Consider the following 1,088-nt stretch of genomic DNA (forward strand, 5'->3'; position numbering starts at 1 on the left):
CTATGGCGCTTTGCGCTTTCTTGCTGACACCCCATTGAATAACAGTCCCGATGCGCCGGTTACATTCAACTACCTGGGGCAGTACCACGACGATGCCTTGGTTCAGGGCTTTACGCCGTTGCGCGGTGGTGGCTCTGCCCAGGCGGGCGACAATCCCATGGCCTCGCCCCTGGCGATTAACGGTCAGGTGGTCGGCGGTCAGCTGGAGCTGGTCTGGGATTTTGCCTCCAGTGTGTATGACGAGCAGCAGATTGCGCATTGGTGTGGCCGTTACCGTCAGGCCTTGCAGGCATTGTTGGCTCTGGCGGATGCGCCCCGTGAAGCCTGTGCCGATCCGGCATTGGTAACGCCCCTGAACCGGACCGGGGATCTACCTGTGCTGTGGTGCCCGCATCCGGTGACGGGACGCACCACCGGTTACCAGGCCCTGGCCGCCAGCCTGGAAGGGCAGTGGCAGGTACGGGGCCTGCAATCGCGCAGTTTCCTGGAGCCTGGCTGGTTTGATCCGTCACTGAATGAAATGGCCGAACGCTATTACCGCACGGTGCGTCAGCAGCAGCCGGAAGGCCCTTACTACCTGCTGGGCTGGTCACTGGGGGGCGCCTTGTCCATGGAACTGGCCCATCGGCTGGAGCAGGCCGGTGAAACCGTGGCCTTTGTAGGCTTGCTGGATACCTATGTGCCGGGCCACGAAGTGGCGGAAGACCAGTGGTCATCGCCGCAGGCGCAGCAGACGTTACGTGAACATCTGGGCATGCTGCTGACCTCGGCGTCGTCCACGGCGCTGGATGATTGCATTTCGCGTCTGCGTGACAGCAAACCGGCGCAGTGGCCGCAGAACTTTGCGCAATGGCTGGCCACACAACCCATTGAGCCGGCGGTGGCCGATAGTGCTGCGCAGTTATTGCATGCCTGGGCGGTGGAGCAACATTTGCGGGATTTGTGTTGGGGCTATCAGCTGCCGACATTGCAAACCCCGGTACACAGTTGGTGGGCCAGTGAGCCGGCGGGCCGTGCCCGGACTCTTGAGAACGGGCTGGCCGCGTGGGTTGATTTCGCCCACAGCGACACCGTACCGGCGGATCATT

At 62.4% G+C, this 1,088-nt stretch carries 1 protein-coding gene; it reads left to right on the forward strand.

Annotation, left to right across the window (positions count from 1 at the left end; translation table 11 throughout):
- Positions 1-34: 34 nt before the first annotated feature.
- A partial coding sequence (locus A3730_RS04200) for a thioesterase domain-containing protein (RefSeq protein ID WP_231883841.1) occupies positions 35-1,088 on the forward strand: 1,054 nt, incomplete at its 3' end.

This window comes from Alcanivorax sp. HI0044, from assembly GCF_001634945.1.